General features: G+C 70.1%; 26 protein-coding genes. 4 read left to right on the top strand and 22 right to left on the bottom strand.

Annotation, left to right across the window (positions count from 1 at the left end):
• Positions 1-89: 89 nt before the first annotated feature.
• The 10 genes from Q0747_RS10400 to Q0747_RS10445 form a co-directional block, all read right to left on the bottom strand.
• A complete protein-coding gene (locus tag Q0747_RS10400) occupies positions 90-1,157 on the bottom strand; it encodes an ABC transporter ATP-binding protein (protein ID WP_298254326.1) in 1,068 nt (355 codons plus the stop codon).
• A complete protein-coding gene (locus Q0747_RS10405) occupies positions 1,154-2,008 on the bottom strand; it encodes an ABC transporter permease subunit (RefSeq protein ID WP_298254329.1) in 855 nt (284 codons plus the stop codon). The genes Q0747_RS10400 and Q0747_RS10405 overlap by 4 nt, the downstream gene beginning before the upstream one ends.
• Positions 2,005-2,943, bottom strand: coding sequence for an ABC transporter permease subunit (locus Q0747_RS10410; protein WP_298254331.1), 939 nt, complete (start codon positions 2,941-2,943; stop codon positions 2,005-2,007). Before Q0747_RS10410 ends, Q0747_RS10405 begins: the two co-directional genes overlap by 4 nt.
• Positions 2,940-4,187 carry an ABC transporter substrate-binding protein gene (locus tag Q0747_RS10415; RefSeq protein WP_298254333.1) on the bottom strand — a complete coding sequence of 416 codons (1,248 nt, stop codon included), beginning with the start codon at positions 4,185-4,187 and terminating at the stop codon, positions 2,940-2,942. Before Q0747_RS10415 ends, Q0747_RS10410 begins: the two co-directional genes overlap by 4 nt.
• A gap of 242 nt (positions 4,188-4,429) precedes the next feature.
• The gene (locus Q0747_RS10420; protein ID WP_298254335.1) at positions 4,430-5,848 is read right to left on the bottom strand and encodes an NAD(P)/FAD-dependent oxidoreductase; all 1,419 of its coding nucleotides are present in this window, start codon (positions 5,846-5,848) and stop codon (positions 4,430-4,432) included.
• 35 nt (positions 5,849-5,883) lie between these two features.
• Positions 5,884-6,621, bottom strand: a complete 738-nt coding sequence (locus Q0747_RS10425) for a flavodoxin family protein (protein WP_298254337.1) — start codon at positions 6,619-6,621, stop codon at positions 5,884-5,886.
• A 150-nt stretch (positions 6,622-6,771) separates the two neighbouring features.
• Positions 6,772-7,077 carry a 30S ribosomal protein S14 gene (rpsN, locus tag Q0747_RS10430; RefSeq protein ID WP_298254339.1) on the bottom strand — a complete coding sequence of 102 codons (306 nt, stop codon included), beginning with the start codon at positions 7,075-7,077 and terminating at the stop codon, positions 6,772-6,774.
• A 2-nt stretch (positions 7,078-7,079) separates the two neighbouring features.
• The gene (rpmG, locus tag Q0747_RS10435; protein WP_136452625.1) at positions 7,080-7,247 is read right to left on the bottom strand and encodes a 50S ribosomal protein L33; all 168 of its coding nucleotides are present in this window, start codon (positions 7,245-7,247) and stop codon (positions 7,080-7,082) included.
• A complete protein-coding gene (gene rpmB / locus Q0747_RS10440; protein ID WP_136452626.1) occupies positions 7,247-7,483 on the bottom strand; it encodes a 50S ribosomal protein L28 in 237 nt (78 codons plus the stop codon). Before rpmB ends, rpmG begins: the two co-directional genes overlap by 1 nt.
• A gap of 311 nt (positions 7,484-7,794) precedes the next feature.
• On the bottom strand, positions 7,795-8,577 hold the full coding sequence (locus Q0747_RS10445) for an SGNH/GDSL hydrolase family protein (protein ID WP_298254343.1): 783 nt from the start codon (positions 8,575-8,577) through the stop codon (positions 7,795-7,797).
• Between the two features lie 74 nt (positions 8,578-8,651).
• Here Q0747_RS10445 and Q0747_RS10450 point away from each other — a divergent pair, with 74 nt between their 5' ends.
• Entirely contained in the window at positions 8,652-9,638 is a 987-nt protein-coding gene (locus Q0747_RS10450; protein ID WP_298254345.1) for a diacylglycerol kinase family protein, read from the top strand.
• Positions 9,639-9,648: 10 nt separating this feature from the next.
• Here the strand turns inward: Q0747_RS10450 and Q0747_RS10455 are convergent, their stop codons facing one another.
• The 7 genes from Q0747_RS10455 to Q0747_RS10485 all read right to left on the bottom strand — a co-directional run bounded on the left by Q0747_RS10455 (position 9,649) and on the right by Q0747_RS10485 (position 17,188).
• Positions 9,649-10,383 (bottom strand): M23 family metallopeptidase, encoded by a 735-nt coding sequence (locus Q0747_RS10455; RefSeq protein WP_298254347.1) that lies wholly within the window; start codon positions 10,381-10,383, stop codon positions 9,649-9,651.
• Positions 10,384-10,755: 372 nt separating this feature from the next.
• On the bottom strand, positions 10,756-11,790 hold the full coding sequence (locus Q0747_RS10460) for a siderophore-interacting protein (RefSeq protein WP_298254349.1): 1,035 nt from the start codon (positions 11,788-11,790) through the stop codon (positions 10,756-10,758).
• Positions 11,787-12,686 carry an ABC transporter ATP-binding protein gene (locus Q0747_RS10465; RefSeq protein WP_298254351.1) on the bottom strand — a complete coding sequence of 300 codons (900 nt, stop codon included), beginning with the start codon at positions 12,684-12,686 and terminating at the stop codon, positions 11,787-11,789. Before Q0747_RS10465 ends, Q0747_RS10460 begins: the two co-directional genes overlap by 4 nt.
• A 2-nt stretch (positions 12,687-12,688) precedes the next feature.
• Positions 12,689-13,642, bottom strand: a complete 954-nt coding sequence (locus Q0747_RS10470) for an iron chelate uptake ABC transporter family permease subunit (RefSeq protein ID WP_298254476.1) — start codon at positions 13,640-13,642, stop codon at positions 12,689-12,691.
• A gap of 104 nt (positions 13,643-13,746) precedes the next feature.
• A complete protein-coding gene (locus Q0747_RS10475; RefSeq protein ID WP_298254353.1) occupies positions 13,747-14,805 on the bottom strand; it encodes an iron ABC transporter permease in 1,059 nt (352 codons plus the stop codon).
• A gap of 181 nt (positions 14,806-14,986) precedes the next feature.
• Positions 14,987-15,997 (bottom strand): glutathione S-transferase family protein, encoded by a 1,011-nt coding sequence (locus Q0747_RS10480; protein ID WP_298254355.1) that lies wholly within the window; start codon positions 15,995-15,997, stop codon positions 14,987-14,989.
• Positions 15,998-16,096: 99 nt separating this feature from the next.
• Positions 16,097-17,188, bottom strand: a complete 1,092-nt coding sequence (locus Q0747_RS10485) for a YihY/virulence factor BrkB family protein (RefSeq protein ID WP_298254357.1) — start codon at positions 17,186-17,188, stop codon at positions 16,097-16,099.
• A 166-nt stretch (positions 17,189-17,354) separates the two neighbouring features.
• Here Q0747_RS10485 and Q0747_RS10490 point away from each other — a divergent pair, with 166 nt between their 5' ends.
• Positions 17,355-18,428, top strand: coding sequence for an NAD-dependent epimerase/dehydratase family protein (locus Q0747_RS10490; RefSeq protein ID WP_298254359.1), 1,074 nt, complete (start codon positions 17,355-17,357; stop codon positions 18,426-18,428).
• A gap of 110 nt (positions 18,429-18,538) precedes the next feature.
• On the opposite strand, the gene Q0747_RS10495 is transcribed toward Q0747_RS10490, so the two are convergent.
• Together Q0747_RS10495 and Q0747_RS10500 are read right to left on the bottom strand one after the other, a co-directional pair.
• Positions 18,539-20,560 (bottom strand): ATP-binding protein, encoded by a 2,022-nt coding sequence (locus Q0747_RS10495; RefSeq protein ID WP_298254360.1) that lies wholly within the window; start codon positions 20,558-20,560, stop codon positions 18,539-18,541.
• Between the two features lie 226 nt (positions 20,561-20,786).
• A complete protein-coding gene (locus tag Q0747_RS10500; protein WP_298254362.1) occupies positions 20,787-21,401 on the bottom strand; it encodes a GNAT family N-acetyltransferase in 615 nt (204 codons plus the stop codon).
• 184 nt (positions 21,402-21,585) lie between these two features.
• Between Q0747_RS10500 and Q0747_RS10505 the strand changes: the two genes are divergently transcribed.
• The gene (locus Q0747_RS10505) at positions 21,586-21,927 is read left to right on the top strand and encodes a hypothetical protein (protein ID WP_298254364.1); all 342 of its coding nucleotides are present in this window, start codon (positions 21,586-21,588) and stop codon (positions 21,925-21,927) included.
• Positions 21,928-22,015: 88 nt separating this feature from the next.
• Positions 22,016-22,327 carry a DUF6480 family protein gene (locus Q0747_RS10510; RefSeq protein ID WP_298254366.1) on the top strand — a complete coding sequence of 104 codons (312 nt, stop codon included), beginning with the start codon at positions 22,016-22,018 and terminating at the stop codon, positions 22,325-22,327.
• A 36-nt stretch (positions 22,328-22,363) separates the two neighbouring features.
• On the opposite strand, the gene Q0747_RS10515 is transcribed toward Q0747_RS10510, so the two are convergent.
• The 3 genes from Q0747_RS10515 to Q0747_RS10525 all read right to left on the bottom strand — a co-directional run bounded on the left by Q0747_RS10515 (position 22,364) and on the right by Q0747_RS10525 (position 24,351).
• The gene (locus Q0747_RS10515; protein WP_298254368.1) at positions 22,364-22,684 is read right to left on the bottom strand and encodes a PRC-barrel domain-containing protein; all 321 of its coding nucleotides are present in this window, start codon (positions 22,682-22,684) and stop codon (positions 22,364-22,366) included.
• An 81-nt stretch (positions 22,685-22,765) separates the two neighbouring features.
• Positions 22,766-23,821 (bottom strand): ABC transporter substrate-binding protein, encoded by a 1,056-nt coding sequence (locus Q0747_RS10520; protein ID WP_298254370.1) that lies wholly within the window; start codon positions 23,819-23,821, stop codon positions 22,766-22,768.
• Between the two features lie 107 nt (positions 23,822-23,928).
• The gene (locus Q0747_RS10525; protein WP_298254372.1) at positions 23,929-24,351 is read right to left on the bottom strand and encodes a ChaB family protein; all 423 of its coding nucleotides are present in this window, start codon (positions 24,349-24,351) and stop codon (positions 23,929-23,931) included.
• Positions 24,352-24,399: the final 48 nt, after the last annotated feature.

Consider the following 24,399-nt stretch of genomic DNA (forward strand, 5'->3'; position numbering starts at 1 on the left):
CGGGAATGTCCGTCGACGGTAGGCCCTGCCCACTCCTGACTTCTGCGACCTGGGACACAGTGCACCGCTCCGTCCCGCCCGGTCGGTGGCTATCGCTGCGGAACCGCCCACGCGCCGGGGTCCTGCAGGCCCACCTCGATCACCTGTCCCGGGAGCAGCTGCGGTCGCCCGGGGGCATCGACCGTGAGGGTGGCCGATCGCGGGGGGTCGGCCTGGTCGTCGGCGCCCACGAGGACCCGGACCAGGGTCCGCGCCCCGAGGGACGTCAGCCCGGCCACGGAGCCCTTGATCGTGGGCCCGCCGGGCTCGCCCGTCGGGACGAGCCGGAGGGCCTCCTGGCGCACGGTGAGGACGGCCGGTCCGTCCTCGGCCTGCCCCTGGACGGCGATGGTCCCCAGGACCGAGTGGTGCCGGCCGTCGCGGACGACGCCCGGGACGGCGTTGAGCCCGCCGAGGAGGTGGTTGACCTGCTGTGTCGCGGGTTCGTAGTGCACCTGGTGCACCGTGCCGTGCTGCAGGATACGGCCCGCATCGAGGACGGCGATCGAGTCGGCGAGGATCGACGCCTCCTGCCGGTCGTGCGTCACCACGACGACGGTCGGGGCCAGCTGGGCCCTGATGTGGTCGATCAGGGCGTACATGTCCTGGCGTAGCTGCACGTCGAGGGAGGCGAAGGGCTCGTCCAGCAGCAGGATGCGCGGCTGCCTCGCCAGCGCCCTGGCCAGGGCGACGCGCTGTTCCTGCCCGCCGGAGAGTGTGCTCACCGGTCGGCGCGCGTAGTCGGCCAGCTGGACGAGGTCCAGGAACTCCATGGCCTGCTGCCGCGCCACGGAGCGCCGTCGCCCGGCCATGCGGGCAGCGAAGGCGACATTGTCGACGACGTTCAGGTGCGGGAAGAGCAGGGCCCTCTGGAAGACGAGGGCCATGCCGCGCTCCTCCACCGGCACGGCGGCGAGGTCGTCGCCGTCGGCCAGGATCTGGCCGCCGGAAGGCATGTCCAGCCCGGCGACGATCCGCAGCAGGGAGGACTTCCCACTGCCCGATGCTCCGAGGAGGGCGACACACCGGGACGGCGGGACCGTCAGCGACACGTCGTGGAGCACCTCTGTCGACCCGAACGAGCGGGAGACGGCCCGCAGTTCGAGACCCGAGCTCATGGGCGCACCCCCCGGGACAGCGGTCCCGTCACCGTCGGCAGGGCGAGCGCGGCCAGGACGACGAGCGGCGGGACGATGACCCCCAGGGACAGCACGGCCGTGAGCTGCTCGCTCCCGGGCGACGACGCCGCGGCTCCGAGCAGCGTGGGCAGGGTGCTCAGTCTGCCCCCGCCGGCGAGCAGGGTGGTGATGTAGTCACCCCAGCCCACGAGGAAGGCGAGGAAGAACGCGCGCGTGGTCGCAGCGGCCAGCAAGGGGCTGCGGACGTACCGGAGGACCTGGGGCGGCGCGGCCCCCAGGGTGCGTGCGACGTCGTCGAAGCGCCCCTCGTAGGCGGTGAGGGCGCTGCGGAACATGAAACTCGTGTAGGGCAGCGCGGTGACCACCAGGATCAGGGCAACACCTGCGAACGCCGGCACGTGCAGGCGCAGCAGCGTGATGTTCACCCCCATCACCAGGGCGAACGGAGGGATGGCCAGGGGCGCGAGGAGGATCAGGTCCACGGCCCGGCCACGCCGCCCGGGCAGCGCCCGCGCGGCAAGGGCTCCGAGGAGTCCCAGCGGTGTCGCGACCAGGGCCACGCAGCCACCGAGCAGCAGGGACGTCAGCGCCGCTCCGAGCGTTCCCGGCTGCAGCAGCACGGTGAACGCGGCGCCCGAGTAGCTCCCGGGCAGCACGGCGGGGGCCTGCCAGGTGTGGGCCACCGACCAGAGCGCCGACGGAAGCAGCGGCGCGAGGATCCAGACGACCAGCAGGGCCCCCACGCCCGCGTGCACTGCCGCGCCGCGCCGCGCACCGGGCATCACGACCCGGCGGCGTGCCACCCGCGCCCGGGTCACGACCGCCGTCATCGCAGGTCCCGCCGCGCCCGCAGGACGGCGACGCCGCCGAGGATCGCCGCCCCGCCGACGGCGACGGACACCAGCGCCGTGGCCATCGCCTCGGGTCGGGCCGCGAGATCCACGGACCCGAACAGCCTCACGGCACGGACCGACAGCGGCTCGGGTGAGATCGGTCCGAGCAGCCACGCCGTCTCGTAGGAGCCGATGGTGTAGACGAAGACGATGAGCCCCGACACGGCCAGGGCCGGGCCGGACAGCGGCAGCACCACGTGGACGATCCGCTGCCACGCCGTCGCCCCGAGCGTCGCCGCCGAGTCGCACATGCCCGGCATGGACCGGGACATGCTCCCGAGGACCACGAGTGCGACGAACGCCGACTCCTTCCAGGCGTACTCGATGATCACGGCGACCCACCACGGACTGCCCACGAGTGCGGGGAACCCGTCCGGCAGACCCAGCACCCGGTCGAGGAACCCGCTGTCCGAGAGCAGCAGGCCCATGCTGCCGGCCCCGATGAGATGGGGGACGGGGATGGTCGCCGCACTGAGGGCCGCCACGACACGGCCCAGTCGGGGTGCGGTGAGGACATGGGCGGCGAGTACGAATCCGATGACCAGTGCCACCGCCGTGGAGGCGATCGCGATGGAGGCGGAGGCGCCCGCCGAGGTGGCCAGCTCCGCGGCCGCCCCGCTCCATCCGCGCAGGCTGAGGGACGGCTCTCCGACGAACGGCATCAGGCCCAGGCTCTGTCCCAGCGCCGCGGCGAGGGACACGCCCACGACGAGGACGACGGGGACCACGGCCGGTGCGGCCAGCAGCACACCGCGGCCCGGGAGTCGCGGTTTCCGGGCAGCGCCCGTCCCCGCCGGTCGGGCCCGGGGCCCCGGCGCAGGATCCACGCGGTGTCCGGCGTCGCCCGCCGGGTGCTGTCGGGACCACGTCATCGTGCCGCTGCGACCTCCTGGCGCCACGCCTCGTCCAGCGCCGACACCCACTGCGCGGAGAGTTCACCGTGCGCGTTGCGCGAGAGTTCGTCGTAACCGGGCACCACCGGCGACGCCGGCAGCTCGGCGAAACGGGCCCGCTGGTCGGCGTCGAGCCGGTCCGTGTCGAGGACGGGGAACTGACCCCAGGTGCGGGGATCGGCCTTGGCGGCCTGCTGCTCGGGGGACAGCGCCAGATCGGCGACGACCATGGCCCCCGCCGGGTCGGACGCGTTGGCGGGGATGGCCAGGAAGCTGGCGTTGCCGACCGTGCCCTCGTCGAGGGTGAGGACCCTGGTCGAGGCGGGCAGGGTGCCCGAGCCCACGAGATCCGTGAGCGTCGCAGGTCCGTAGGTCATCGCGATGTCCACCTCGCCGTCGGCGAAGAGCGTGGTCAGTGCCTGCTCGTCACGCGGATAGGTGGCTCCCTCACGCCAGAGGGAGGGCGCGAGCCTGTCGAGTGCCCGCAGGGCATCGGGAGCGAGCTCGTCGAACGCCTCCGCACTGTACTCCAGCGGGACTTCCCCGGCTCCGCCGGCGACACTGAGCAGCACCTCGCGCAGGAACACACTGCCGGTGAAGTCCGGTGGGGCGGGGTAGGTGAACCGGCCCGGATGGTCAGCCGCCCACCGCAGGATGCCCTCGAGGGTCGTCGGCGGATCGGTGAGGGTGGCGGAGTTGTAGAAGAACGTGAACTGGGCCTTGTGCCACGGTGCCTCGCACCCCTCCACCGGTGTGCCGAAGTCGTCGAGCAGCAGTGGGTCACCCGGGTCGGTGAGCTCCATGTTCGGCAGCAGCTCGGTCCACCCGCACCGCCATGCGTCGGCCTGCTGCCCCGTGCTGAAGTTCGCGCCGTTGACCCAGACCAGGTCCACGGAGCCGTCCGTCCGCCCGGCCTGGCGCTCGCTGAGGATCCGGTTCACCGCGTCGGGCGTGTCGACGATCGGCACCCGGCGCAGGGTGACGCCCTCCTCCGCGGCGGCGGGGGTCAGGATGTCGTCGACGTAGGCGTTGCCCTGCTCGTCGCCGCCGTACATCCAGAGGTCCACGACCTGGCCGTCCGCGTCGGCGCGGACGTCCTCGAACGACGCATAGGTGGGCGCCGCCGGTGCTTCCCCGGCGCAGGAACCCAGGGCGAGCGCGGAGGCGGCCGCGAGGACGCACACGGTGCGTCGACGGGGCGAGGGGCCGGACGAACGGTTCATGGGTCCTTCGGGGAGGAGGAGGGACGGTGTCCTGAGTGCTTCGACGCGGGCCCGTCCGATGACGGGCCCGCAGGGCGATCCGTTGCCACGATTCCTGCGGGGTGCAGGGCCGACCGCCTCGGCTGCAGGTCCGGTCCCGCTCGGCCTGGCTCGGGCCGGGTCGGGTGGGGCGGGTCCAGGCGGCCCGGGACGGGTCGGCAGAGCGTGGCTCACACGGGAAAGCTCACACGGGGTAGCTCACTTCAGGTCGGGGTGCGGTCCGCGCGGACCGCACGCCACCGGGTGATGCGGACCAGTGCCGCCATCAGCGCGCGCACCAGCGGCTTCTCGAGCGTGGAGCGGGCATCCCGGACGGCGGCATTCCACAGGGCGTCGTTGAAGGTCGGGTACGGATGGATGACGCCGGCGAGATCGCGGGTGGTGAGCTTCCGCTGGACCGCCAGGTTCAGCTCCCCCATGGTTTCCCCTGCGCGCGGCCCCACGATGGTGCCGCCGAGGATCCTGCCGCGCCGGTCGACGACCAGCCGGGTGAAGCCGTCCTCGTGTCCCTCGGTGATGGCCCGGTCGGTGTGGGCGTGCTGCATCGTCGCGGCGCGGTGGCCGGCGGATCCGGTGCTCGTGACTCCCACGGCCGCCACCTCGGGGGACGTGTAGGTCACCCGAGGCACGATCGTGCTCACGGATCTGCTCACGCCCAGGACGGCGTTCGACGCCGCCGTACTCGCGTACACCCCGGCGAGGTGGGTGAAGTCCGGGTGCTGCGTGACATCGCCCGCGGCCCACACCGCGGGGTTCGAGGTGCGCATGGTCGCGTCGACGCGCACCTGTCCCGCATCGTCCACGTCCACGCCGACCCGCTCCAGTCCGAGACCCTGGACACGGGCTCGCCGCCCGGCAGCGACGAGGATGGTGTCCGCGGGGAACGACCTCCCGTCGTCGAGCCGAACCCGGCTCCCGCCGGCCCCGGCCGTTCCGGAAACGGTGGAGACCTCCTCGATGGTGCTGTCCTCCATGATCCTGACGCCGTCATGCACCAGAGCCGATCGGACGACGTCGGCAGCATCCGGGTCCTCCTTCGGCAGGATCCTGGAACGGACGAGCATCACCACGTCGGAGCCGAGCCGGGCGAAGGCCTGTCCCAGCTCGCAGGCGATGGGCCCTCCCCCGATGACGACGAGCCTTCGGGGCAGCTCCACGAGATCCCATACCGTCTCCGAGGTCACCACCGGGGCCTGGTCCAGTCCGGGCACGGGTGGAATCGCGGGATCGCTGCCGGTGGCGATGAGCGCCCGGTGGAAGCGGATCTCCTCACCGTCGATCTCCGCGCGCCCCGGACCGAGGAAACGGGCTTCTCCCTGCCGGACCGTCACCCCCACCGCCTCGAGCGAGGCAGGTGAATCCTCCGGTTCGATCGCTGCGATCGCCGCCGCGATCCGTGCCCGCACGGCGGGGAATTCGGTCGGGCCGGCGGCCCCGCCTGCTGCCGCAGCCAGGAGGGTCTTCGACGGCACGCACCCCGTCCACAGGCAGTCACCACCTGTTCTGGCCCGTTCCGCGAGGACGACGCGCGCGCCGAGGCGCGCCGCCGTCTTCGCCCCGACGAGCCCTGCCGTCCCGCCCCCGACGACCAGGAGGTCGATCACGGCGTTCCTCGGTTCCATGGTGCCCCTTCGTCGATTACTGCGATCCGCCGATGTCAGCGGTACTCCGGATTGGGATCGAGGCCCGAGGTCTCACCCCTGCTCCAGTCGGCGGGGACGTTGCCGCGGGCCGGGATCCCTCCCGCCTGCTTCAGCATGCGGGCCACATGCATCAGATTCCAGGTCATGAAGGCCGTGTTGCGGGTGGTGAAATCGTTCTCGGGGCCGCCCGATCCTTCGTCGAGGTAGCTCGGGCCGGGACCCGCCTCTCCGATCCACCCCGCGTCCGCCGCCGGGGGGATCGTCACACCGATGTGCTGGAGGCTGTAGAGGATGTTCATGGCACAGTGCTTGATGCCGTCCTCGTTGCCGGAGATGAGGGCGCCGCCGACCTTGCCGTAGTAGATGTACTGTCCCTGCGCGTTCGTCATGCCGGACATCGCGTAGAGGCGCTCGATGATCCGCTTCGTCACCGAGCTGTTGTCCCCGAGCCAGATCGGTCCGGCGATCACGAGGATGTCGGCCCGGTCGATCTTCTCGAAGAGGGCGGGCCAGGCGTCCTCCTCCCAGCCGTGCTCGGTCATGTCCGGGTACACGCCCGTGGCCACCGGATGGTCGATCGGGCGCACCACCTCCACGTCCACGCCCTTGTCCCGCATCAGCCCGGCGCTGAGGTCGATCAGGCCCGAGGTGTGGCTGAGTTCGGGGCTGCGCTTCAGCGTGCAGTTGAGGAAGACTGCCCGCAGACCCGTGAAGTCGTCGCTCCGGCCGGGGGGATTCTCGTTGCCGCTCATGGTCCTGGCTCCTGCCGTCGTGTCGGACTGTCCGGAGACTCAACCTACCCCCACCCCGACGTCGTCGGGCACGAAAAAGCCGGCGCCCCGTGGGGCGCCGGCTCCTTCACACCGCTGACGAGCGGCGGCGGGTCCTGCCGGAGAGGTTCGTTACCAGCTCGACTTGGTCACGCCGGGCAGCTCGCCCCGGTGGGCCATGTCGCGGAACCGTACTCGGGAGATACCGAATTTCTGGAGCGTCCCACGGGGGCGTCCGTCGATCTGGTCACGGCTGCGCAGGCGCACGGGCGATGCATTGCGGGGCAGCTTCTGCAGGCCGAGGCGAGCGGCCTCACGGGCCTCGTCGGTCGCGTTCGGATCCACGAGGGTCTTCTTAAGTTCGAGGCGCTTGGCAGCGTACCGCTCGACGACGATCTTGCGCTGCTCGTTGCGGGCGATCATTGACTTCTTTGCCATACCTAGCGCTCCTCGCGGAATTCGACGTGCTTGCGGATCTTGGGGTCGTACTTCATCAGGACCATGCGGTCCGGATTGTTGCGACGGTTCTTCCGCGTCACGTAGGTGAAGCCGGTGCCGGCGGTGGACTTGAGCTTGATGATCGGACGTACGTCCCGGTCCTTCGCCATTAGAGCTTCACTCCTCTCGCGAGGATCGAGGCGACAACGGCTTCGATCCCGCGGACGTCAATCGTCTTGATTCCACGGGCCGATACCTGCAGCGTCACGTTGCGGCGCAGGGAAGGCACGTAGTAGCGCTTCTTCTGAATGTTGGGGTCGAACCGGCGCTTGTTGCGGCGGTGCGAGTGCGAAATGCTGTGTCCAAAGCCGGGCTCGGCTCCGGTCACTTGGCAGTGGGCTGCCATAACTCTCCTCCAGATTAGATGAACGTGACGGAATCACTTGTGGAGCGTCCCGCCACCAGTAATGACACCGCTATTACTGCAGCTTTCCGGAGGTTGGCCTGGCAGGGTGAGAACCTGCCGAAGCACCTCGCCGCGGGGAAGACGGTGAAGGCCGGGCGTCGCGCGGCGTTGCCGCCGGTGCGGACCCGAATTTCAGGTGGTCGCGGGTAGCCGGGTGATGACTGCCTGTCCTCGGACAGGCGGGGCAGCACCCGGGCCAAACGCCTTCCCATGCTACCGGCCACCGGGACGATGGCCAAAACCCGGGCTGCTCAGGCGTCGATCGAGGCCCAGCGCGGATGAACCGGTACCGGATACTTCGCGCTGAGCAGGTCGCCGGAGGACACCCGCCGCAGGCGCCGACCCACCCACGGCGTGAGGTACTCCCGGGCCCACTGCGCATCGGCGCGCACCTGTTCGAGCCGCTTCAGGGCAGGGCGCGCGGCGAGCTCGGGCAGGTCGATCCGGTGCGAGGCCTTCAGGGTCTCGAGGACCCTCGCCGCCATGAGGGTGTGCCCGGCCGTGGACATGTGCATCCGGTCCACGTCCCAGTAGCTCCAGTCCTGGAATTCGCGCAGGCGCCAGTAGTCCACGATCGTCGCTCCGTGCCGGTCCGCGATCTCCCGCACCCACTCGTTGTAGATGGCCGTCCGTCCACGGGTCTTGCCGAAGACCGCCGACGCGGAGGTGTCCAGCCCCGTGAAGAGGACGACGTCGGCGCCGGACCCGCGCAGCCGGCGGACGCCGTCGTCGTACTCGCCCATCAGGCGGTCGATGTCGACGCGCGGGCGCAGGATGTCGTTGGCGCCGGCGTAGACGGTGACCAGGGTGGGTTCGAGGGCCAGCGCGGCGTCGACCTGGTGGTCGAGGATCTGGCGCATCTTCTTCCCCCTGATGGCCAGATTGGCGAAACCCCACGACGGATCGGCGAGGATCAGCTGCTCCGCCACGCGGTCGGCCCACCCCCTGACGCCGTTGGGCGAGGCGGGGTCCGCATCACCGACCCCCTCGGTGAAGGAGTCTCCGAGTGCCACGTATCGCTGGGTGAAGGTCACGATCGGAACATTACTCCCGATGCACGACGGGATAGGCTCGGAATTCGACCGCCTGCCTCCAGACGAAGGACATCATGCCCACCGACGCGCCCTCCGGTACCGAGACCGAGACCTCATCGGGTGTGCGTCGCGCAGCACTCGTCATCAACCCCACGAAGCAGTCCACCGACGAGGTGCGGCAGGCCGTCGAACGGGTGTCTCGCGAGGACGGCTGGGAGGCACCGCTGGTCATCGAGACCACGAAAGACGACCCGGGAAGCGGCCAGGCACGCCAGGCGCTCGACGCCGGGGTCGATCTCATGATCGTGGCGGGCGGTGACGGCACCGTGCGGTGCGTCGCCGAGGAACTCGTGGGGGCCGACACCCTGATGGCCCTCGTCCCGCTGGGAACGGGCAATCTCCTGGCGCGCAACGTCGACATCGTCGTCGATGACCCCACGGCCGCCGTGGAGGCCGCGTTCCGGGGCACGGAGCGCAGCATCGACGTCGTGCACCTCACCCTGGACCATGCGCAGGAGACCCAGGTGTTCCTCGTGATGGCCGGTCTCGGCTACGACGCCGCCATCATGTCCGACACCCGCGAGGATCTCAAGGACAGGGTGGGCTGGCTCGCCTACGTGGACGCCGGGATCCGGAATCTGCCCGGCGAGCCCGCGCACGCCACCATCTCGATCGACCGCGCCGAACCCTTCGAGTGCCGCCTGCGCAGCGTCATGGGCGGGAACTGCGGGAAGATCATGGGTGGTCTCGAGATCTTCCCGGGCGCGAAGATCGACGACGGTCTGATGGACCTCATGACCATCGCCCCGAGGGGGAAGCTGGGGTGGCTGGCCGTGCTGGGCAAGCTGTTCGCACGCGGCAAGGGCCGGGACCCCTCGCTGCAGTACTACCAGTGCCTCACGGCCGAGGTCAGCCTGCGGGAACCGCTGGCGGTCCAGCTGGACGGTGACCCGCTCGGCGAGGCGAGGCACCTGCTCTTCGAGGTCAAGCCGAAATCCCTTCGCCTGCGCATGCCGCTGGGGTACAAGGACCCCGCGATCGTGAGCGATCCCCTGCCCTGACCTCACCCGGTCACAACCACGGCAGGGGGTCGACCTTCCCGTCCTGGACGATGACCTCGAAGTGGAGATGGCACCCGGTGGAGTTCCCCGTGCTGCCGATCCGGCCGAGCAGGTCACCGCTGCGGACCACGGTCCCGGCTCCGACCTCCAGTGATCCCAGGTGGTTGTACGTCGTCCGGAGCCCGTCCCCGTGGTCCACCAGGACGCGCAGGCCGCCGCCGTAGGCGTGCCACCCGGACTCCAGCACCGTCCCGGGGCCCGCCGCCGTGACCGCCGTACCGCACGGGGCGGCGTAGTCCAGTCCCGTGTGGAGCTCGACGCTCACCCCGTCCACCGGATCCATCCGGTAGCCGAAGGGCGAGGCGAGGACCGGATCCTCCACCGGGCTCACGAGCGGCCGCGGCCCGACGGCGGGGATCGCGCGTTCCGGGTCGGAGGTGAGGTGCGCCGCGGTCACGACCCCGGTGCGAGCCTCCACACCGGGTGCTGCTCCCGACCCTGCTCCGGTGGGCGGCGCGGCAGTCCCGGGGGACGGCGTCACGGTCCCGGACGCCGGCACGGCATCCACGGGCCCGGCAGTCCCGGCATTCCCGGCGTTCCTGGCATTCCCGGACGACGGCACGGCGTCGGCGTTCCCGGCGATCCCCACGGTTCCGGCGTCGAACCCTGCGTTCGCGGGTGGCTCCAGCACAGTTCCGGACGACGCGAGGGCGGCCAGGAGCAGACCGGTCGACCCGAGCGTCATCCCGAGGCCGATCGCTTTCCCCCGCAGCCTCGAGACGGCGCGGGTCGCCCGGCCGCTGCCATGAACGACGGGTGGGTCCCGCCGGGGAAGCGCACGGTGAGCCGCAGGTCCGGCACCCGCATGATCCCACGTGTGCCGGACCGGGTTCGCCCGATGGCGCCCCGGCATCGTTCTGCGAGACGTTGCTATGCGTAACGCCGTTCTGTAGATCGATGTTCTGTGAACCGATGTTCTGTAGATCATGCTGCCGGCCTCTCCCGCGATACGGCGATGCCGGACTCGGCGGCTCCGGCACCGGCTGCTCACACCGTAGGACGGGCGTAGTCTGCTCCCCCGGACGGCCGGCTCGTAAGTGGACAACTCGGTGAGGCGTCAGGGCAGTTCGGTGCGGCCCTTCCTCCAGTAGCCCATGAAGGCGACCTGCCTCCGGTCCACGCCGACGTCGCGCACGAGGTACCGGCGCAGCCCGCGTACGACCGCGGCTTCCCCGGCGATCCACGCGTAGAACGGCTGCGTTCCGGCGGGGCGGGCCGTCGCCGGGAGGGTCGCCTCGTGCAGCTGGGGTGTCTCCCACAGGATCGTCCGGTCGATGTCGACCTCCTCGGGTTCGCTCCCGCCCCCGACCGTACCTGCCCCGGCGAGCGAGACCCACCCCGGAACGCGCACGGCGTCACGGACCGCGGCGTCGAGCGCCTCGCCGTGACCGGCCCCTCCGCGCGGGAGCCACCTGATGGCGACGGAGGATCGCGTGGCGATGGGCTGTACATCGCGGGCACTCGGCACCTCGAGGAACGCGTGCCCGCCCACGTGCTCGGGCAGGGCCTCGAGGATGGCGCTGATCGCGGGCACCGCCGTCTCGTCCCCGGCGAGGAGCACGTGCTGGGCGAGCCCCGGTCTGAACTCGATCCCGCCGTACGCGCCCGCCGTCGCGCACTGCGCCGCAGCCGCGTTGGGCCCGATGATGCACACGCGGTCCCCCGGTGTTGCCGACGCGGCCCATTCGGCCGCGGGCCCACCGCGGCCGTCGTCGTCGAGGTGCAGCACGAAGTCGACGTCGAGCTCGGGTCGGGGTCCGTCGCAGCGTGAGGTGCGCACCGTGTAGGTGCGCATGGTTCCGCGCTCCTCGACGGCCAGGTCGAGCCATCGCTGGTACCAGCTGCCCTCGCCGTCCCGCAGCATACTCGCGAGATCGGGGCCCGGGCGCCCCGCGGGAGGGATCACGATCTTGATGCGCAGATCCAGCGGTGCGCCGGCCACGCCGAATCCCGCGAGGCACGCCCCGGAGAACGTGATGCGGCGGAAGGTGGGGCCGAGGTCCTGCACGGCGGCCACCGTCACGTCGAACGCCAGCACCATCGGTTCGGTCACGACGGACGTCCGCCGCACGGTCCGGGTGGTGTCGGTCATGATGCTGCCTCCATAAGGGTGGTGTCCTGGGTGGGCCGGGGACCCGTTCGTGCGGGCCCCGGCGCCGGGAGCGGGGCGGTCGCGGGTGCTCCGTGGTGCCGGCCGACGGGGATTACCATGGGTGTGCCGGAGACGGGATCCGTGATGACGCGGCTCTCGAGCTCGAAGACGCTCGAGACCGTCTGCTCCGTGACGACGTCGGAGGGCGCGCCCTCGGCGACGATCCGCCCGTGACGCATCGCGACGAGGTGGTGGGCGTAGCGGGCCGCGAGATTCAGGTCGTGCAGCACCATCACCACCGTGGTCCCCGTGCGTCGGTTCAGGTCGGTGATGAGATCGAGCACCTCGATCTGGTGGGCCACGTCGAGGAAGGTGGTGGGCTCGTCGAGGAGCAGGATGCCCGTCTGCTGTGCGAGCGCCATCGCGATCCAGACGCGCTGGCGTTGGCCGCCACTGAGCTCGTCCACGGCGCGGTCCGCGAGGGCGAGGGTACCCGTGGCGTCGAGGGCCTGCGCGACGGCGGCGTCGTCCTCCGGCGTCCACTGGCGGAACCAGCCCTGGTGCGGATAGCGTCCGCGGCCCACGAGGTCGGCCACGCTGATGCCGTCCGGCGCCACGGGGGTCTGCGGGAGGAGACCGAGCACGCGGGCCACCTTCCGGGTGGGCTGCGTATGGATGTCGGCGCCGTTGAGCATCACGGTGCCGGCGGTGGGCTTGAGGAGACGTGCGAGACCGCGCAGCAGGGTGGATTTCCCGCACGCGTTCGCGCCGACGATCACGGTCACCTTTCCGGCGGGAAGGGTGACGGACAGCCCGTCGACGACGGTGCGGTCGCCGTAGGAGAGGTCCAGGTTCTCGGCGGACAGTGTGTCCGGTGTGGAGCGGTGTGGATCCATGGTCAGCCTCCCTGGCCGGTTCGATTGGCCGTGGCGAGCAGCCACAGCAGGAACGGGGCCCCGAGTGCCCCTGTCACCACGCCCACGGGCAGCGAGGTCGCGCCGAGGAGATTGGCGGCGACGAAGTCCGAGGCCAGCACGATCACGGAGCCCACGAGGGCCGCCATGGTCAGTGAGGTCCGGTTGTCGAGCAGCTTCCGGGCGATCGGGCCGGACAGGAACGCGACGGCCGCCACCGGTCCGGCGGCCGCCGTCGCCACGGCCGCGAGGGCGACGGCGGTGATCATGAGCCCCAGCCGGGACGCCTCGACGTGCAGGCCGAGCCCGGCCGCGGCGTCGTCGCCCAGCTCGAGGCCGCGCAGATGCCGCGACAGGAGGACGACGGCGGGCAGCAGGACCACCAGTGCGGCGAGCAGCACGCCGACGCGGTCCCAGGTACTCGAGTTCAGCGATCCGCTCAGCCACAGCACGGCCTGGGCCGCCGTCCGGAGATCGGTACGTGTGATGAGGAAGTTCACGAGGGCCTGGAGTACGGCGGCGAAGCCGATTCCGACGAGGATGAGCCGGTAGGCGGCCACTGACCCCCGGCGGGAGATGAGATAGATCGCCGTGGCGATCAGCAGGGCTCCGGCGAGGGCGGAGAGTGACACGGCCGCGCCCGCTGCGCCGAAGATCACGATCGAGGCCACCGCCGAGGCGCTGGCCCCGTAACTGATGCCGATGATGTCGGGGCTGGCGAGCGGGTTCCGCAGCATGGTCTGGAAGACGGCCCCGGCGATCCCGAAGCACACGCCGATCAGCAGACCGGTCACGGCGCGGGGCAGCTTGTTCTCCAGGACGATGAAGTCGGCGCCGGGGATCTCCGTGCCTCCCAGGATGCGGAAGAAGTCGGGGATGGTGACGGTGTACGAGCCGAGGAGCACATTCACCGCGAACAGCACCACGACGGCGCCGATCGCCGCGACAAGCCTGGAACCGGTCCGGCTCCGCCTGCCCGCCCTGAGGACCGACAGGCCGGTGCTCTGCGGCGCCGGGACACGGCGGGCGTGGCGCGGGGCACTCACAGCTGGACCGTCCCTCGGCGGCGCACGAGCCAGATGAAGAACGGCGCGCCGACGACGGCGGTCATGATGCCCACCTGGACCTCACCGGGCGGCAGGACGACACGCCCGATGATGTCCGCGCCGAGCAGCAGGATGGGGCCCAGGAGTGCGGAGAACGGCAGGATCCACCGGTAGTCCGCCCCCACGAGCAGGCGCACCAGATGGGGGATCACGAGGCCCACGAAGCCGACGGGCCCCGCTGCCGCGGTGGACGCGCCGCACAGGACCACGATCCCGACGGCGGTGAGTGCCCGCGCCGGCCCGACCCTCTGTCCCAGGCCCCGCGCGATGTCGTCGCCCAGCGCCAGGCTGTTGAGGATCGTGCCCGTGGACAGCGTCAGGGCGAGGCCCAGGACGAGGAAGGGGGCGACGGCGCCGATCACGTCCCAGCCACGGCCGGAGAGCGTCCCGACCTGCCAGAACCGGAAGACGTCGAGGGTCTCCTGGCTGGAGACGAGGACCGCGTTCGTCAGGCTCGCCAGTCCCGCGGCAAGACCGGCGCCCGCCAGGGCGAGCTTGACCGGCGTCGCACCCTCCCTGCCGAGGCTCGCCACGGCGTAGACGACGAGCGCCGCTGCCCCCGCTCCGGCACATGCGAACCAGATGTACCCCGAGGCGGTGCTCAGGCCCACCACGTGGATCCCGATCACGACGGCGAGCGCGGCTCCGGCGTTGATGCCGAGGATGCCCGGATCGGCGAGCGGATTGCGCGCGACGCCCTGCAGGGCGGTACCGGCGGCCGCGAGTGCCGCTCCGACCAGCAATCCGATGACGGTCCGTGGTACCCGGGAGAGCACCACTGCGTGGTCGCCGTTGGAGGCGTCGAAGGCCGTGACGGCGTCGAGCAGGGTGTCCGGAGAGATCGACCGCGCCCCGATGGTCAGCGAGGCGGACCCGACCAGGAGGAGGAGCACCACCAGCAGGACGAGCGCGCCCGCCCGCCGCGCGGAGGACGGGCGACGCCCGGTGACTCCGGAGTGATGCCCGGCGACGGCGGCAGGAGCCTGGACTGCCACGGGAACCTCCCTGAACCGGACGATCGGACCAGGTAAGGCTAACCTATGTTCACGGTCATTAGGAAACGAAGGTGTTCCCTAATGACGGGCCGTAGATGCGGTCGCGGGGCGGGTTCTCCTGCACTGCTGCGAACCCCAACTACCGGTCCTCAGCTGCCGGTCCCCAGCTACAGGTCCTCAGCTACGGGGCGGCGGGCGGTGTCCCGTCGCCGAAGGGCTTCCCACCGAGCGCTTCCCTGCCGTGCTCCGTGGTCCAGCCGGAGAGATCGGGACCCTTCGGGACGATACCGGTGGGATTGATGTCCTCGTGGACGATGTAGTAGTGCTGCTTGATCTGCTCGAAGTCGACGGTGTCGCCGAATCCCGGCGTCTGGAACAGGTCACGGGCATAACCCCAGAGGGCGGGCATCTCCGTCAGCTTGTTCCGGTTGCACTTGAAGTGGCCGTGGTACACCGGGTCGAACCGGACCAGGGTGGTGAAGAGCCGCACATCGGCCTCCGTGATGGTCTCCCCGACCAGGTAGCGCTGCGTGGTGAGACGCTCCTCGAGCCAGTCCAGCGCGGTGAAGAGCCGGTCGTAGGCGGCGTCGTAGGCTTCCTGCGACCCGGCGAAGCCACAGCGGTACACGCCGTTGTTGACCTCCGTGAACACGCACTTGTTGACGGTGTCGATCTCCTCGCGGAGGTGCTCCGGGTAGAGCTCGGGGGCTCCGTCGCGGTGGAACTCCTTCCACTCACCGGAGAAGTCGAGCGTGATCTGCGGGAAGTTGTTGGTGACCACGGCGCCCGTGGTGGTGTCGACGATGGCCGGGACCGTGATGCCCCGGGCGTAGTCCGGGTCGCGCTTGAAGAACGCCTGCTGCAGTCGCTCGATGCCGAGAACCGGATCGAGCCCGTCCGGGTCCAGGTCGAACGTCCACGACCGCTTGTCGTGCGTGGGGCCGGGGGTGCCGAGCGAGATGGCGTCCTCCAGCCCGAGGAGGCGCCGCACGATGATGGACCGGTTGGCCCAGGGGCAGGCGCGGGCCGCGATGAGCCGGTAGCGCCCGGGCTCCACGGGGAAGCCGTCGGCGCCGTCGCGCGTGATCCTCGACTCGATGTACTGGGTGTCGCGGGTGAACTCCTCGCCGGAGGTCACGTACGAGCCCTTGGTGCTGTGTCCTGACGTGTCGGCCTGCTCGGTATTGGTCATGGCGCCAGTCTAGGACGTGCTGGGGACATGGCAGGAGCCCGACTGCATGGCAGCCGGGCTCCTCTCAGGGCGTGTGGTCCGTTCCCAGGGTGGAGTCCGTCAGGACCTGAGGGACTCCCGCTCGGACTGCAGTCGCAGCTCGCGCCCGTCGTTGACCATCTTGAGGTACTTCTCGTGCTTCTTCTCCGCGGCCTTGGTGTCGCGCGGAGGGAGCTGGATGGTGTCCTCGGCCTCGATGCCGGCCTGCAGCTGGCGACCGCGCTCCATCTCGGCGTCGAACTCGACCCCGAAGAGGAGCGAGAGATTGGCGAGCCAGAGCCACAGAAGGAGGACGACGACACCGGCGATCGCGCCGTAGGTGGCGTCGTAGCTGCCGAAGTTTGCCACATAGAGGGAGAAGCCCGCCGTGGTGATCGCCAGCACGATCAGGGCGATGAAGCCGCCCAGACTCATCCAGCGGAACTTGGGCTGCTGGATGTTCGGCGTGCCGTAGTAGAGCACCGCGATCATGGCGACGGCGAAAGCCACCATGACGGGCCATTTCGCGATGTTCCAGACCAGCAGGGCCGTACCACCGAGCCCGATCGCGTCGCCGACGGCCTGGGCCACCGGGCCGGAGAGCACGAGCAGCAGACCCATGATGACGATCAGGACCAGCACGGTCACGGTGATGAGCAGCATCTGCGGGCGCAGCTTGAAGAAGCTCCGGCCCTCCTCCACCTCGTACACGCGGTTCGCGGCCCGCGAAAAGGCCGTGACGTACCCCGACGCGCTCCAGAGGGCACCCAGCAGGCCGATCACGAAGGTGAGCCCGGCGGCCTGGTTGGAGGCCAGACTCGAGATGGTGGGTTCAATCGTGTCCAACGCCTTCTGCGGCGCGAACTCACCGATGATGCCCATGACCTGGTCGGTGGTGGCCTGTGCCTGCCCGAAGAGGCCGAGGACGGAGAGCAGCGCGAGGATGCCGGGGAAGATGGACAGCACGGCATAGTAGGTGAGCCCCGCCGCGAGGTCGGTGCACTGGTCCTTGCTGAACTCGCTGACCGTCCGCTTGAACACGTACCCCCAGGCCGGCTTCTTCACGTCGTTCAGATTGTCGGGCTTGCGCGAGTCCTCCGGGTGCGGAGCGCTCTGTGCCCTCCTGCCCGCCTCGCTCTTCGGCGCGGTGCGCACCTTGCTGCTGCTACTCATGGAGATCTCCCTATCAGGCCACGGACCCGGATCCGGTTGTCCGCTGCGGCTGTGCGTCTGCGTCAACTGCACCATAAGGTTGCTGAGCAGTCCAGTTGCGCTCCGTGCGTACCGGGGCACTGCTTCCACCGGATACACCCGCAGCCACCAGACCCAGGAGTCAGTCATGCGCATCATGGTCACAGGTGCCACAGGCAATGTCGGCACCGCCCTCCTCACCCGTCTCCAGCAGGCTCGTCGCACCGGGCAGAGCTCACCGGGATCGGGCGGAAACGCCCTCTCCGTCGCAGCGATCGCCCGCACCGCGCCCGAGACGACACTGGAGCCCTACCACGGCGTCGACTGGTACACCATCGACATCGGCGCCGCCGACAGTCACGACGCCCTGACAGCGGCCTTCGTCGGGGTCGACGCCGTGGTGCACCTCGCGTGGGCCATCCAGCCGAACCGGGACGAGGCGGCGATGCATCGGACCAACGTGGTGGGGACGGCGAATGTGCTGCGGGCGGCGGCTGCAGCAGGTGTGCGGCACGTCGTCTGCGCGTCCTCGGTGGGCGCCTACTCCCCCTCGGACAAGGGCACCCGCAGGGACGAGTCCTGGCCGACCGGAGGTATCCAGTCGTCGCACTACAGCCGCCACAAGGCCGAGCAGGAAGGACTACTGGACGCCTTCGAGCAGAATCATCCGCAGATCACGGTGGCCAGGCTCCGGCCGGGTCTGATCTTCCAGGATCAGGCCGGCAGTGAGATAGGCCGCTACTTCCTCGGCCCGCTGGTCCCGAAATTCCTCCTGGGCTGGGTGCCCCTGCCGATCGTGCCCATCCCGGACGCCTTCGTCTTCCAGGCCGTCCACGCGGAGGACATCGCCGAGGCCTATTGGAGCGTCGTCGAGCAGCGCGCATCGGGCGCCTTCAACATCGCCGCGGAGCCGGAACTGAATCCGGAGCGCGTCGCCGACCTGCTGGGGGCGCGCCGGGTCCTCGGCATCCCGGTCCGCCTCCTCAGGTGGATCGTCGGTGGGAGCTGGGCGCTCGGTCTGCAGCGCACCGATCCCGGCTGGATCGACATGGCAGCCCAATCCCCTGTCATGGACACCACCCGGGCCCGGACCGAACTGGGCTGGGAGGCCCGCCGGTCCTCCCGCGAAGCCATGGGAGCGGTGATCACGGGCATGAGATCGGGGCGGGGACACACCGGCTCGCCGAAGCTCTATCCGCGGACCGGAGCCCCGGAGGCCTGAGGGACGGCGGGTCCCGGCTTCCTGGTCACGAGCCCCGGACGACGACGTCCCGGACACCGAGCCCCGGACACCGACGGGCCGGACGACGACGGGCCGGAGCAACGGGCGCTTCAGTACGCCGGGGCCATCGAGTCCTCGTCAGCATCGGCCTGCGCCACCCCGGCAGGGAGCTGGTCCGGTCCGGCCGGCAGGCTGACCGTGAACTCCGCGCCACCGCCGGGCACATTGGCCACGCTGATCGAGCCGCCGTGGCTCTCCGCGATGCGGCGGCAGATGGCCAGGCCGAGACCCGTGCCGGCGGCATGGCCCAGGCCGTTCTCCGCCCGATGGAAGTCGTCGAAGACGCGTTCCAGATCGGCCTCGGGGATGCCGATGCCGTTGTCTCGGATCGAGATCAGCGTCCGGCCGGAAGCGTCGTCCATCGAGGTCGCGATGGTGATCTCGGCCGTGCCGTCGGTCCTCCCGTATTTCAGGGCGTTGCCCACCAAATTCTCCACGAGCTGCAGGAACATGCGTTCGTCGGCATATACCGGATGGGCGGTCTGCACGTGGAAGCGGACCAGCGGTACGTCCTTCCCCCGCAGGGCGGTCCGCAGGTCGATGATCCCCTCGACGGTCTCGGTCACGTCGAGGTGCATCGGCGCGAGCCGCTCCTCCTTCGCGAGGCTGTAGACGAGCAGGTTACGGATGAGGTTCCGCATGCGCAGGCTGGCCTGCTGGAGCCGCGCCACGCTCGCCTGCTGCTGTGCGACGGGCAGCTCCGGGTCCTCGAGCATCTCGAGCCACCCGTCGAACACCGTGAGGGGCGTCATGAGGTCGTGGGCCACCACGGAGGCGAAGCGCCCGAGATCCCGCTGGTACATGCGTTCGTCGGTCACATCGCGCGTGACGACGACGGCCCCGTGCTCGTCGGGCAGCGGGATGGCGTCCACGGACAGATACACCACGTGCCCGTCCGGGTGGGTCAGGTCGAGATCGAGTCGCTCGGTGACGACTCCCTGCAGGGCGAGGGTCAGCGGATCGTCCGCGTCGGTCAGCGGCTCACCGTTCACCGTGGTGACGTCGTAGTCGCGCCGCCACAGCTCCGCCGGCCGTGTGATGCACGAACCGAGCCAGCGGGCGCTCATCTCGTTCTGGAAGATCGGACGCCTGTCCGCTCCGGCCACCAGCACTCCGTCGTGCATGCGGCTGATCACGAGGTCGCGGAGCGCGGCCGAGGCTTCCGCCTCCTCGTGCGCGCGGTACAGCCCGGCGATCAGGCGCTGGCGCTCGTCCATGCTCAGCGCCAGGACCGCGGAGAGGGAGAAGGCGATGAACATGAAGGACTGCGCCACATAGGCCGCGGTCCCTCCGTCGAGTTCCTGGAACGGCCCCCGGCCGGCCACCGTGAAGAACAGGAGGATCCCGCCGCTCGCTAGGCCGTGCAGCATGGCCCACCCGGAGCGGAGACGCAGGCCCGCCCACATGTGCACCGGGATCGCGATGTAGGCGATGGGCAGGGCGGTGTCGGCGCCGAAGGTGGTCATGTAGAGCGCCACCGAGACGACGGCGATCAGGGAACGCTCGAGGGGCCCGACACGCAGTTCCGGGGCCGTGGCCCCGGTGGCGCGTGCCGAGATGCTCGCGGCGAGGACCAGGCCGAGGGAGCCGATCGCGGTCAGGGACACGGCGTGCCGGATGATCCAGGGGACGAAGACGGAGGCGGGTGAGGCGACTCCGCCCAGGGCGCTGGCGCCGACGATGATGAGTGCGCCGACGGAGCAGGCTGCGAGAGCGATCCCGCCGAGCCGGAGATAGTCCCCCACGGTCCGGATACCCAGGCCCGGCACGAGTCGACGGAAGAGGTGGGCCGCGATGAGGGTCTGGACCGCACTGCCGAGGATCACGCCGGCCACCAGGGCGGGTCCGAGGCCGGTCATCAGGGTCACGGCGGCCAGCACCGGAGCGGCGGCCACCAGGGCGATCACGGTGTCGCGGCGGGACCGCAGGCCCCACACCGCCCAGAGGAAGTGGATGGCCGCGGCGGGCCACACGAGGGCGAGATTCGAGGATTCGAGCGTGATGGTGCGGCCGAACGCGGCGGTCGCCGCGAGAAGGAGGGCGAACCCCGTATGAACGGCCGACGAAGGCAACGCCGTCAGCCTCCCAGCGGCTGCCTGCACCCACCCCATGTCCATCCAACTACCCGTTCACCAGAATCGTCCGTGCACCGCGGTCGAGACAGCTCCGACGGCAGGCGGCCTGAGACCCGGCCGCCGTGCCACATCATACGGCCCGGTCGGCCGCTCCACGCCCGCCGTGGCGGATCCAGCGCAAACCCTGCGTGACGCACTGCCTCCGACGCCGGTGAGGTGCGGCTCAGTCCCCCAGGCGCGCGAGGGTCCTGTACTGCCGATATCGATCGAGGAAGGTGAGCGCCTCGGGGCAGGCGGGCACCACGGCCAGGCGACGCCGGTGTGCGTTCAGGAACGCGTGGCGGAGCAGGACCCTGTCGAGCCCTCTCTCCTCGTACCCCGGCTTCTCCACCAGGGCGCGCAGCGTGAGTTGGCCGCTGACGATGGAGTACCGGATGTAGGCGGCCAGGGATCCGTCGACGTACAGCTCGTAGCGCGAGGAGAACGCGGAGTCCTTGAACACGGCGCGGTCGTGCCCGTCCTCGTCGTCGGGCGTGGAACGCTCGAGCCGCGCCTCGATCTCCTCCACGGCCGCGGTGTAGCGCTCGTGGGCTTCCACGGGTGGCGTCTCCGCGTCGAGCAGGCGGAACATCCGGTTCGCCATGAGGCGGAGGTCGGCCAGCGACAGGTCGGCGAGGTCGCCGGCCCGCACAGCGCACTCGAGCCACTGCGCTTCGCGCTCCCGCTTCGTGGGAGGCGCGAGGACAGGGTCCATGCGGGTGTCGGGCAGCGGTTTCGGGACCGCCTGAAGGACCGGGGTGTCGACGTCGTCGTCGAGAGCAATCACGGTTTCTGTCATGGGTATCCGATGGTGGTCGGGGGCCAGAGCCTGCTGCTAGACCATGGCGAGAACGACGATAGCCGCCGCCTCCCCCAAAAAATCCGCGCACAGGTGATCCCGACCGCGCCTCCACCCGCGCTGGTAGGCTCGCTCACACCGAGGAGCAGTGCAGCAGTGAGTTCACGGCAGGGAGACGATGACGATGACCGACAAGAAGTTCACCGTGACCGAGGAGTCGACGAGCAGACATCCGCAGGACTGGGGGCGGGCCATGGCCGTCGCCATCTGCCGCCTGACGGACCTGGCCCGGGAGGCCGGCGATCCGGTGCACGACGAGGCGCTGGTGGGTGAGGACCTGCATCTCAACGTGACCGGGACCGACGACGGAGTGGCGATCACGATGTCCTGGACGCCGCGCGAGGAGGAGGAGCCGACGATCGCCGCCGACGCCGGCGAGGACGGCACACCGACCGACGACGCCCACAGCGCAGCCGGGCAGGGATTCGACCCGACCGGTGGCAGTACAGCAGGAGTGGGGCAGTAGGGGTGAGGCAGTAGGGAGCCCATACCAGCAATGCCATCGGGTGCAGGTGCCCATCATCGATAAGCCGGCTGATCGTCTCCGGAGTAGTGTGATCGGGAAGCACCCGGCCAACTACGCGAAGGACATCATGAGCGACCGCCACCCCGATCCCACGGATTCGAACGCGGGTCACCCCGACCCGGACGACAACAACATCACGGGCCTCGAGCCGGGCGGCGGCGTGCCTCCGGGCGAGACCCCGCCCGCCGAGGCCAGCACCACCTGGGAACAGAACCACACGGAGGACAAGCCCCAGTCGAAGGGGATCACCGCCGTCTGGATCGGCGTCGTGGGCCTGATCGTGCTCCTGGTGCTCATCTTCATCATCGGGAACATCGTGGGCCTGTTCGGCCTCACCTAGGACCGCGGCGCACTAGTACGGGTCCACTACTACGGGTCACTCCGCGCCGTCGCGCAACCTGTAGTAGTCGATCAGTGCCGATTCCTCGTCGGCCGAGAGCGCCGCGGCGCTCTCTGTACTCGGTGACCCCGAGATCTGGCTCTTCGACCAGGCGAGATGGAGCTCCTCCCGCTCGAGGCGCGAGTTGGCGAGCGGCGCATAGTGCTTGCGGGAGTGCAGGAGGCCGAGGGACACCGTGATCCACGCGGGGATGCCCGACTCCTTCTCGAGGTGGACGTCATTGACGTCACCGAGCTTCTTGCCCGCACTGTCCCAGGCCGTTGCCGCCTGGAGCTTGCTGATGTCGCCCTGAGCCATCGGGGTTCCCTTCCTGGAACGAGTGGTGCTTCGGTGTCCATTCCAGCCCAGATACGACCGAAGGGCAATCGGGAACCGGCGTCACCGGCCGGCCGCGGCGTCTGCGAGCAGCGGCACGAAGGCATCGAGGGCCCAGTCCAGGCTCAGGGGGTTCGCGGCGGAGACGGACAGTGTCAGGGTGTCGTCCGACGTGGTCACCAGGGCATCGCGTCCCACCGCGGGGATCTGGCCCAGCAGTGGATCGGCCGCGATGGCCTCCGCCGCGTCCTCGTCGGCCACCCAGGTCACGAAGATGTCGGAGTCGAGCTCGTTCGCCCGCTCCGCCGACCAGGGGATGAAGAACTCCTCCGAACCACCCGTGGCCTCGGTCACCACGTCCGCCTGGACCATGCCGAGCTCCGTCAGGAAGCGAGGTCGATTGTCGTTCGCGGTGTACACGCTCACGCTGTCCGCTGCCCCGGGGGTGAGACTGCCGTAGATGAAGGTGGTCCCGTCGAGCTCGGGGTGTTCGGCGGCGGCGTCGTCGATGGCCTGCTCCGTGGTGTCGACGAGCTGCTCGGCAGCACCGGAGAGACCGAGGGCCTCCCCGATGATCCGGGTGGAGTCCTGCCAGGCGGTGCCGTAGGCCACCTCGGGGTACGCGACGACCGGAGCGATCCTGCTGAGGGTGTCGTAGTCCTCCTGCGACAGACCGGAGTAGGCGGCGAGGATGACATCGGGATCCGTGGCGGCGATGTCGTCGAAGGCGAGGCCGTCGGTCTCGGAGTACTGCACCGGGGCGCCGTTCGTGCCGATGGCCGCTCCGAGCTCCTCGAGCTTCGCGTCCTTCCACGGAGTGGAGCCGTTCTCGTTGCCCCCGTAGGAATCGATCGGCATGCCCACCGGGACGACGCCGAGCGACAATGCCACGTCGGCATTGACCCACGAGACCGTCGCGACGCGCTCGGGCAACTCCCTCAGTGTCGTCTGGCCGAAGGCATGATCGATGGTGACCGGGAAAACGGCCGCATCAGCCCCCGCCGCGCTGTCGGCTGTCGTGCTGCCCGCACCGTCCGAGGGGCCCGTGGAGCAGGCGGAGAGGGACAGCGCTGCGACGACGGTGGCGGCGAGCAGGCGGAGCAGGCGTGAGGTGGCCATGGGGCTCCCTGGCTTCTGGCCCGAGAAGGGCGGATGGACAGCTGAAAGTAAGGTTAGCCTACCCTAGCTTTCGAGGGGGCTTCCCGCGGGTCCTCTCACTCCGGTCCTCAGGAATCCCGCGCCCTCCGGGTCTCACGGTCATTCGCCCGCTGGAGCGCCTCGACCAGTTCCCGCTTCGACATCGAGGAGCGGCCCGGCACGTCGAGCTTCCGGGCTAGATCGTAGAGATGGGCCTTCGAGGCATTGGCGTCCACGCCGCCCGCCGTCGGGCGCGCTTCGGCGCGCCCCGCTGCGGCCTGCTCGTCCGAAGGACCCTTCGACTCCTTCTGCTCCCAGTGGTCCCCCACCTTCTCGAACCCGTGCTTCAGGGAGGCGAAGGCCGTACGGCGGGCCCGCTCGCCGTCGCCGTACTGCTCCTCCGCGGCGTCCAGTGTCGCGGCGAAGGTGTCCTGCGCCTTCGTCCCGGACCGCTGCAGCGTGCTCGGCAGGGTCTCCGACCTCACCGTGCCGTCCTTCCTGAACCGTGCCATCGGCCCCACCCCTTCACAGTCTCGTTCACGGTCTCGTTCACCGTCTCG

It is taken from the genome of uncultured Arthrobacter sp., from assembly GCF_947493765.1.
In the GTDB taxonomy this organism is placed as follows: Bacteria; Actinomycetota; Actinomycetes; order Actinomycetales; family Micrococcaceae; genus Arthrobacter_D.